Consider the following 9,840-nt stretch of genomic DNA (forward strand, 5'->3'; position numbering starts at 1 on the left):
ATTTCACGACATAGCTTTCGTGGCTGGTCACTTCCTGCGAGTAAATGCGGTAACGGTATTTGGTAGCCGGTTTGAGGCCTTCGATGCGCACGTTGTGCACGGTACCTTCTGTTTTTTGTCCATGTGCCGCCGCGAAATATTTCGGGCGCTCCTGTGCGTAGAAGTGCGAGCTGTCGGCCGGCGCCAGTTCCACCCAGGCGATGCCGCTTTTGTTGGTGGTCCACACGATGTTTACGCCGGTTTAGCCGAGCGATTGCAGGTAAGGGCCATGGGTGATTTTAAAGGCTTCCTGGGAAAAGGTGAGCAGTGGCGTCAATAGGATCGCCAGAAAGAGTAGGGAAAAGTTTTTCATCGGTAGAAAATTAACGCCGGCGGTTGGCCGGCGCTAACAAGATAAGAGGAAATTAGCATGAATCCCAGCGACTATGGATTTTCAGGCATGCATTATGATATGAACTGTTTAAAAGCATCGCCATGTTCCTGCCATTAATTGCATTGATTTCGTTTATAACCGTCGCCGTTCTCTTTATCGCTTTCCTGGCGCGCCGGAAGGCCCGCGATCAGGGTAACAGGCCCATCCGTTGATCATCGCGGCAGCTTAGGCTCCCGCTTCCTGGCTTTGAGATAGGCCATGATATGATCCAGGTCGTCCGGCGAGATCCTGGATTTATCGAATTTGGGCATCACCCCCAGTCCATGCCTCACCTGGAAACGTTTAAGGAAACCCGGCGCGGGGTTATTGTTCAGCGCCGGACCCAGCCCGGCTTCGCCGCCAGGATGGCATTTGTCGCAGTGCAGCTGATAGATCTTCTTGCCGGCGGCTACCGAAGCCTTTTCCGCGACAGCCGTCGAATCCGCGGGCATTCTCCTGGAAGTGCAGGATACGGCGCAAATCGCCAGTATAACAAGTGCTAGTTTCATCTCAATTCTTTTTACTGATTTTCCAAACTACTCCCGTATTCCTGATGGGGCGCGTTTCACCCTTTTGCATCAACATAATTCCAAAATCGACGATGTAAAGATTTTGACCTGATTCGTCGAAATGCACGGATACAGGCCTTTCCAGCCCACCGTGGCCGCGTTTGCTGGCAGGGCCGTTCACTTTCCCGCGGTTTATCGCAAAGTCGTTGATCTCGCCGGTTTCCGTGTTCACGCGCACAACTTTAAAACCTACCGGTTTCAGCACTTTCCCCACACCTGCCGCCATATCGCCGAACTGCGCGATAAATGCTTCTCCCGCGAATCCGAATGAACCGCTGGTTGAAAAATCAATGCCGTTGGAAGAAGAATGGACGGCCAGTACGGCCGCGGGTTTGGGCACTTTTTTCTCCCGGTCGCGCAGCAGCGCGGAAGGGCCATGCTTGCCCGGCGGTTTGAAATAATGGATGGGCTTGCCTTCCGCGAAATCTGGCCAGCCGAACCAGTCGCCGGGATTAATTTCCCAAAGCACGTCGCCCATACCCCAGACGGGCCTGCTGCCCCGGTCGTCGCCCTGGTTCTCCGTTACGTAGAGCTTTCCCTGCGGAGAAAAGGCCAGTCCGTAAGGGTTCCGCAATCCCCAGGCTACCAGTTCCGGTTTACCGCCGTTCACGGGTATGCGGAGGATAGCGCCCGAGCAGGGAAGCCTTCCGGGAATAACCTGACCGGCCTGGGAAGCAGTATTGAAGGGCAGAAAGGCGCCGGTTACGGCCGTATCGCCTTCTGCCGGGGTCAAGGGGTTGTCGGTGGTAAAGTTGATGCCATTGAGGACGATGTCTTCACACGGAATATCGTGTAGATCCGGATGCCGCTTCAGCCAGCCGAATTCGGCGTTATCGGGGCCTACCACGCCGCTGTTGGTGAAAGTGCCGGTGCCGAAATAGATGTACCCGTTATGAATGGCGGGGCCGTTGGTATGGTGGTCTCCCTGGCCGGGCAAGCGCTCCACCAGCGTGCTGATCTTCCCGGTGGGCGATACTTTCAGGATGCGGCCTCCGTTGCGCTGGCCGCCTTCCGCGATATAAAAATTGCCTTCATGATATTCGATGCCCGTCCATGGACCGTTCTGCTCGCCTTCGGCAATGGTTTCCGTTTTACCATCGGAGATGCGCAGAAGTTTCGGGGTATTGAAATCTTCCCCATAGGAATAACCCGCTTCGATGACGTACGCATTTCCCTTATCGTCGAAAGTAAGCGCGGTGGGGAAGTTGAGCCCTGTGGCAATGGCTTCCGACTGGTAGCCGTCGGGCAGGATGATATCGGGGGCGTGGATGCGCCGGATACTGTCGGCCCCGGCTTGTCCGCCGCCTTTGGAATGACGGCTCTGGTAACAGGCGGAGGCAAAGAGGATAACAACCATAACGAGGTAAAGTGCCCGGTTTTTCATGACAATGGTTTTGACAGTACGTTCAAAAAACATTCCCGCCTCCGGGAGCAATAACGGCTATGGCTGAAGGGGCTGATTCGCCCGGAAATGCGCATTAAATTCAACACGCCCGGCGGCTAACAGCCGTAGCGCCATAAAAAAAGCCCGCCATCCGGGCGGGCCTTAGCAGGTGTATCGGTTAATATTTACTGAACTATAATCTCGTCGCAGCAGATCGCCGGTTTTTTATCATTGCCCCTCCAGGCAGGCATCTGCGGCAGATGCTTCGCCGTGATGCGGAGGTACCTGGCGGTAGAGGGTTTTAATGTCAGTTGGAAGTTTTCAACGCGGGCGGCAAAGTCTTCGTCCGCCACAGCCGCAACAGGCTGAACGGCCACGGGCCGGAACGATTGCCCGTCGGTGGATGTTTCAACTACGATATTGACAGGCAGGAAAATATTATGCCGCGCATCCTGCAGGAAGTTGATGTTTACTTTAGACAGCGCCTTCGCCGCGCCCAGGTCAATCGTGGCCACAAGATCGTTCCCATATACGAACAGCCAGTTCAATGCAAAATCAGTGTTGCCGGTGAGCCCGTCGGTGAGCGTGGCTTCCTTTTTAGCCGTGTATTCCGGCGTGAAGGGATGCAGCAGCGTCACCTTTTTGCCGAAAGCAAGACTGGGCTGCCAGGGTTTCGCCAGGATGTTTTGCCATTCTTTCAAATAAGCCTCCGGCCCGATCCCTGCTTCCGATAATTCCTTCACGCCCGCCTTTTGCGCCTGCTGCGCAAAGCGTTGCACCCTGGCGGCGAACTTCGGCGCGGGGGCATAACCGTTTCCGGAGGGAACGAGGTAACCATGCTTGTCTGTTCCGTACAGCCGGGCCTGTTGCAGCACCGTGTACTCCAGCGGCAGACGGGCGTTGTAGATCCTTGCGGCCAGCTGCGCATCGCTGCCGGCGGCTTTCTCCGCCTGGTCGAGGTAGTTGGAATATTGCTCGATGGCCGCGGGGGAGAGGTAATCGTTGCGGTGGGTAACCGGGCTGCCATAAATATCCAGCGCCACCCCGGCGGTTTTCAGGTTGGCGGCGAGCGCCTTTATATATTCCGTCAGGGGCTTTGCCGCTTTGCCGTAATAAGCCGCCATGAAGCGGTGGAACGCCGTGTCGGTGGGTTGGTGCGGCTGCCAGAGCGCTCCGGCCTGGAGGTACGCATTCAATTCGGCCATATCGGAATACGTTTCGCCGCTCCCTTGTGAAAAAACGCCCTTCACCCCGTTATCCGCAAAATACTGCAGGTTCTGCTGCAGCAGGAAATAATCCGGGAAAGGCGCGAGGTAATTGGTGAACTGGGTAGTGTAATCCCAGATGAATATATTGCCGGTTACTTTCTTCCAGTCCTGCAGCGCTTTGCGGAACCCCGCCGCGGAGGGCTCTTCCGCCAGCGGCCGGTGCCGGTAGGCATCGATGCTGCTGAGCATGATGATGACGTTGCCCGCAGGTTTTGTAACGGCCGGCGGCTGGATGGTGTACGTATAGGCGAGTGTGGTGAACTGCTTATCGGGGAATTGCGCGGCGATCCGGTTCACGAACCGGATGAGCGAACCCGCGTGCGTACCTTCTTCCTTATCGGCGAGGGCACACTGGTCGCAGGTGCAGTAACCGGCACCGTCTTCAGGCGAAATGCTCCAGTACAGCGCGTCCGGGTTATCGGCCATGGCTTTTTTGAAGTAAGCGGTAGCGATGCGGAACACCTGTTCGTTGCTGAGGCAGAGCTGCGTGGCGCGCCGCTTGCCGTTTACGAAGGCATAATATTCCGGGTGCGCGGCGAAGTGTTCTTTCGGCGGCACCAGTTTGAAGTAGGAATGCCCCCACAGCCCCCACAGGTCCTCGAAACTATGCAGCTTATGCCATTCCTGGTATTCCGGCTCGAGCGGGGCAGGGTAGTAGGTTTCGCGGTAAACGAACTGCGGCACCTGGCGGTCGGTGAGGTGTTGGGAGAGGGTGAGCCGCGATTTTTTAGGTACCACCGGCGGCCCTTGCGCCGGCTTGCGGCAACCGAAATACTGATCGAGCAGGGTATATACACCGTAGATAACGCCTTTGCCGCTGCCGCCGCGGATGTAGACATGCTGATCGCCGGTGGCGATAACAAACCCTTCGCCCGCGATCTTTTCTTCCCCAATCGAGCCAGACTGCCCGGTGTTGCCGATGAAGATGGCGGGCTCGCCGGCCTTCCAGTTGTTTTCAGTCACCACTGCCAGCTGCGCGCCGCTGATCTGTTGTACATACTTGCGAAGGATATCCGCTGCGCGGGTCTCCGCCTTCGTGGCTTCCGCGGGCAATACGATCTGGTGCCGCGCCTTGCCTTTGTCCGTCAGCACGATTTCTCCGGCCGGCTGGCAGCCGGGTTGTATCCACATCATCAGCGAAAGGAAAAGTGCGTTCATCATATGCCCCATCAGAATTTACGTTGTACGGTGATATAGATGTCGTATTGGTTCTGGTATTTGTTGTCTTCGATCTTCTGGTTGATCCAGGTGCCGAAGAGGCCCAGCGTGGTACGGTATTTAATCGTTTTTTGGTAACCGGCCGCGATGCTGCGGGTGAGCAGCCCGCTCAGCTGCGGGAACTGGACCAGCCGGCTGCGGTCGTCGGGAGAAGTACCCAGCCCCGCTATTACCGACAGGTAATCCTGGCGGCGGTTCATGTAGTACCGGGTGGTGAGGTTGAAGGAAGTGTTGAAGTCGCCGTCGTCGCTGATGAAATACCCGCGCAGGTTTACCCAGAAGTCCCCGAAAGGCTTCGCGACAGACAATACCCCCGTAATGGCGTTGGCGCTGTCCGTTTTCAGGTAGCGTGCGCCCAGTTCGCCTTCGATCTCTTTCCCGAATGTCTTGAAAATGCTATACCCCAGGCGCAATTGCGGGAACACGATCTCGTTGCCGTAGGAGGCCAGTGCGTATGAGTACAGTGATTTATTGTGCGTGTAGTATAGTTCCGCTTCACCCATCAGCCCCGTTCCCTGCTCGCGGCCGGCGTAGTTGGCGCGCACGGCCCAGGAACCCTTCTTGAAAAAACGGCGGTATTCCACCGTGGCGATGTTGTAATTGGTGCTGGCGTAATCGTAGTTCGAGTTGAGGTAGTAGAGGCCGAACTGGTTCCGCAATCCTTTCGATGCCATCAGGTCGGCGTAATCTTTATTGTCGGATGTGGGATACCGCCGCGCCAGCGAGTCCGCCGCACGGGCGGCGCCTTCATAATCCTTCATCCCTTCCAGGTTGAGCGCGCGCCGCTGCAGGAAGTTTTCGCTGTCGGGATAATACCGCAGCGCCTCGTTGGCGAAATACAGCGCGCTGTCGTACGACTGCCGGGCGTACAGGATGTTCATACTGTTCAGCAATGCCAGCGAATCTTTCTTATCGATCGCCAGCGCCTGCTGGAAGACGGGATAGGCGCTGTCGGGACGGTTGTTGCGCCATTTGGCGAGCCCTTCCGCCACGAGCCCTTCCACATACGCCGTCCTGTAGCGCGTAGTGTAGGGGTACCGTTCCATCAGCTGCCGGTTGATGGCGTTGGCCTCGGCATATTGCTGGCTTTCTGTGTATACGGATGCCTTTTTGAGCAGCATTTCCTTATTATCGGGATGCGCCTGCAAGGCGATGTCTGCATAATACACCGCGCTGTCGTATTGCTTCCGCGCCGATTCGAGGTTCACGAGATAATTCAGTGCTTCCAGGTTGCCTGGGTCGTTTTCGAGCACGAGCACAAGCTGCCCTTTAGCGAGCGTGAACTCCTCGGCCTGCATGAACAGCCTGCCGGCCGTGAGGTGCATATCGGAAACGAAAGTGCTGTAGCGTGGGTTATCCGGGAAGCGGGCCTGCAGCTCCTTGGCTACGGCGGCAGCTTCGTCGTACCGCCCGGTTTCCGCCAGCACGGAGGATTTCTTCATCATGAACCTTGGGTTGCCGGGGTGTGCCGCGAGGGCGTTGTTGAGCACGTCGAGCGCGCGGGTATAATCTTTCTGGGTGATGTAGGTGTTGGCCGCCATGTCGAGCGCGGCGGTGTCTGAAGGGTTTTCGCGCAGGGCGGTTTCGAATTCCGCGAGCGCCAGGTCGTATTGCTGCTGGCCGAGGTATTCGCGTCCGGAGGCCACGCGCAGGCCGATGTACCGCTGCCGCTTCTCGGCCGTAGGGGCGGAGCGCAGGAGCCTTTCGGCCAGCAACGCCGCTTCGCCGAACTTGCGGTCGCTTTCCAGCACGTCGAGCTTGAGGCCGAGGAGGCGCTGGTCGTTGGGGCTACCCTTCAGCCCGCTGTTGATCCACGCCAGGGCCTCGCGGTACGCCCCGCGCGACAGGCTCATGCCGATCACTTTATCAAGGGCTTCGCGGTTGCCGGGGCTCTTTTCCAGGATGCCGCTGTACAGCATGTAAGGGTCCGTATTGGCGTACCAGGCGGCCGCTTCCATGCGCAGGGACAGGTCCAGGCTGCGGGCTTTGGCATCGCCGGGGTGGAGTTTCAGGATGTGTTGCAGCAGGCTCAGCGCTTCCGGGTAATCGTGCATATCCTGGTAAAGGCCAAGCTTGCGCATCAGGAGGTCGTAGGAATTGGGGTTATTGGCCAGTTCGGCGTTGAGCTGTTCCATGGCGCGCTGGTAGTTGCCGCTGCGCAGGTACATGTTGGTGATGGCGCTGTTGGCCTCGGCATTGCCGGGCTGCATGGCCAGCGCCCTGGCGTAATGCTGCTCCGCCAATGCGGTGATGCCCCGCTGCCGGTAAAAATTGCCCGCGGTGAGGTAATGGCCGATGTAAGCCTTGCGCATGGAGGTATCGCCGGGGAATTTCTCCAGCAGCTCTTCGGCATACACGTTCCCGCCCTGGAAGCGCTGCGTGGCGTCGAGGATCGACATTTTGCGGAGCATGAACTCCTTGTCGTCCTTGAACTGCGCCAGCGCGGCATTGGCCTGCTTCTCCGCTTCCATGTAATTGCGCGTCAGCATTTCGATGTTGACGGCGTAGAGGTAGGCATCGCGGTAATTGGGGCTTTTCCGGATCACCTTATGGACAAACTGCCGTGCGGCGGTGTAATTGCCGGTGAGCATGTAGAGGCGCCCTAACAGGAGCTCCTGGTCCACGAAGTCGGGCCGTACCTTGAGGGCCTGCTGGCTCAGGGTGATGGCTTTCTGGTATTGCCCCGCGCGGGTGGCCTGTACGGCTTCGTTGTACAGCTCGTCCGCATCCTTGTTCTTTTTGGTATTGAAGATCTGCCCCTGCACCGTTGCGGCGCAGAGCAGAAAGATTCCCATCAATAAGTAACAGACCGTTCTTTTCATATTTGCTTGTTGGATGAGTATGGATGAATTACGCCGCAGGCACCGTTTTGCGTTGACCGAAGCCCTGGCGCTGCATGTTCCCCCAGTTCGATTTCTTCCCGGTGAGGAAGAACCAGTATCCCCTTAACGCGAAGAACACGATGAGCGGGTGGTAGATGATGGGCTCGAGGAATGCCATCAATGCAAGGCCCAACACTTCGCGCCAGGAATTGTAATAACGGAAGGTGAGCTGGTCCCAGCAGATGGCCAGCGTCGTGATCATCACCGAATACAAGTACACGAATGCCAGCAGGATCAATGCGTAATCCCAGTTGATGGCGTTCGTGGCGATGAGGTAGATATAATACAATACGCCCGTGAACTCGATAATGGGCGCCAGGAACTCAAACAGCAGGCTGCAGGGGAGCACCACCATGCCCATCAGCTTGTACCGGGGGTTGAAGATCATTTTCCGGTGGATGGTGACGATCTCCGCCATGCCGCGGCCCCAGCGGGTACGCTGGCGGCTGAAGATCTTCATATTGGGCGGCCCTTCGGTCCAGCACTGGGTGGTGGGGATGTAGCGCACGGCGTACCGCATCTTGTTGTCGATCATGTACTGGCACATCCGGGTCACGATGTCCATGTCTTCCGCGAAGGATTTATGGTCGTACCCGCCCGCCTTGATGGCGATCTCCTTGTCGAACAGCCCGAGACCGCCCGATACGTTGGGCACGCAGTTGATCATGCTCCATCCCATCTTCCCCAACACATACGCGCGGATATATTCCATTTCCTGGAAACGGGGCAGCAGCTTGCGCGGCGGCCGCACCCTCACCAGCACACCCTGGTCGATCTCGCAATCGTTGGCCAGCCGCAAAGTGGCGCCCGAAGCGATCACCCGCACGCCTTCCTCCACGATATGCACGAACCCGCACTCCGGGCAAGGCTCCCCGATCTGCTGCACTTTCTTGTACTCCTCTTCCATGAAAGGCTTGATGAGCCGCAGCAGGGTATCTTTTTCGATGATGCAGTCCACGTCCGTACACAGGAAATAATCATACGCCGCGGCGTTGATCCCCGCGTTGGAAGCATCCGCCTTGCTCTTGCCGTTCACTTTATCGATCACCACCAGCTTGTCGTACGCGACGTTGGTGGATTTGAACAAGCGCTTCACCGGCTGCGTCTTGATCCTTTCATTATACGCGAAGTCCACTTCCGCCAGTTCGAATTCATCGATGAGCTTCTGCAGCGTATCGTCTGTAGAACCGTCGTTGACGATGATCACTTCAAAACGGGAATAGTTCAAGGTAAGCAGCGAGCGGACGTTCTGGATGATCGTAACGCCTTCGTTAAATGCCGGCGCGATCACGGAAATGCCGGGCGCCAACTCCGAATTGAGCATGCAGGTGTAGTCGGTATTGCGGTCTTTCCGCTTGAAGCGCATGACGCCCCTGAAAGAAAGGATCGCCAGGATGGCATACATGGTCAGCATGGCCAGGCCATAAAAAAAGATCGAACCTTCGTAAAAATTCCTGATCAGTTCCATGCAGTGTGGTTATGGTTAAAAACGGGCGGCTATATTTTGCTAGCCGTCTGGAACCCGCGCCGTTGCATTTCGCCCCAGCCCGATTTCTTCCCTGTCAAAAAGAAATAATACCCGCGGAGCGAGAAAAACACGATCAGCGGATGGTATATGAAAAATTCGAAGAACGGCATCATGCAAAGCAGCAGGATGTCTTTCCAGGAATTGTAATACCGGAAGGTGATCTGGTCGTACAGGATCGCCAGCGTGGTGATCATGATCGCATAAGTATATACGAATACCAGCAGGATGATCGCCGTGGGCCAGTTGATGAACCCGAGTATCCCCATCACGATAAAAAAGAGGATACCGCCGCCTTCGATAATAGGCGCCAGCAGCTCGAAGAAGAAGTTGTAAGGGAACACCACCAGCCCGAAGCGCCCGTAGCGCGGCCGCATGAACATCCCGATGTGGGCGTACATGAGCTGCGCCAGCCCCCGCGCCCAGCGCGTCCGCTGCCGCCCGAAGATCTTCAGGGTGGAGGGTACTTCCGTCCAGCAGAGGGTTTTGGGGATATAACGGATGGCGTAATCGATCTTGTTGTCGATGGCGTACCGGCACATGCGGGTCATCAGCTCCATGTCTTCACCGAAAGAACTGTGA

General features: G+C 56.9%; 7 protein-coding genes. All 7 read right to left on the reverse strand.

What is annotated here, in order from left to right; all coding sequences use genetic code 11:
- On the reverse strand, positions 1–226 hold a 226-nt coding region (locus tag Q0510_RS08785; protein ID WP_298710125.1), incomplete at its 3' end, for a fibronectin type III domain-containing protein.
- A gap of 359 nt (positions 227–585) precedes the next feature.
- On the reverse strand, positions 586–921 hold the full coding sequence (locus Q0510_RS08790; protein WP_298710127.1) for a cytochrome c: 336 nt from the start codon (positions 919–921) through the stop codon (positions 586–588).
- A 1-nt stretch (position 922) separates the two neighbouring features.
- The gene (locus Q0510_RS08795; RefSeq protein ID WP_298710129.1) at positions 923–2,365 is read right to left on the reverse strand and encodes a PQQ-dependent sugar dehydrogenase; all 1,443 of its coding nucleotides are present in this window, start codon (positions 2,363–2,365) and stop codon (positions 923–925) included.
- Positions 2,366–2,550: 185 nt separating this feature from the next.
- Complete coding sequence (locus Q0510_RS08800) at positions 2,551–4,794, reverse strand: DUF4838 domain-containing protein (RefSeq protein ID WP_298710131.1); 2,244 nt, start codon at positions 4,792–4,794, stop codon at positions 2,551–2,553.
- A gap of 8 nt (positions 4,795–4,802) precedes the next feature.
- Positions 4,803–7,673: a tetratricopeptide repeat protein gene (locus Q0510_RS08805; protein WP_298710132.1), complete on the reverse strand. Its 2,871-nt coding sequence runs from the start codon at positions 7,671–7,673 to the stop codon at positions 4,803–4,805.
- 28 nt (positions 7,674–7,701) lie between these two features.
- Positions 7,702–9,201 carry a glycosyltransferase gene (locus Q0510_RS08810; protein ID WP_298710134.1) on the reverse strand — a complete coding sequence of 500 codons (1,500 nt, stop codon included), beginning with the start codon at positions 9,199–9,201 and terminating at the stop codon, positions 7,702–7,704.
- A gap of 29 nt (positions 9,202–9,230) precedes the next feature.
- Positions 9,231–9,840, reverse strand: a 610-nt coding sequence (locus tag Q0510_RS08815) for a glycosyltransferase family 2 protein (protein WP_298710136.1), incomplete at its 5' end; no start/stop codon positions are given.

Source organism: uncultured Chitinophaga sp., assembly GCF_937874145.1.
In the GTDB taxonomy this organism is placed as follows: Bacteria; Bacteroidota; Bacteroidia; order Chitinophagales; family Chitinophagaceae; genus Chitinophaga.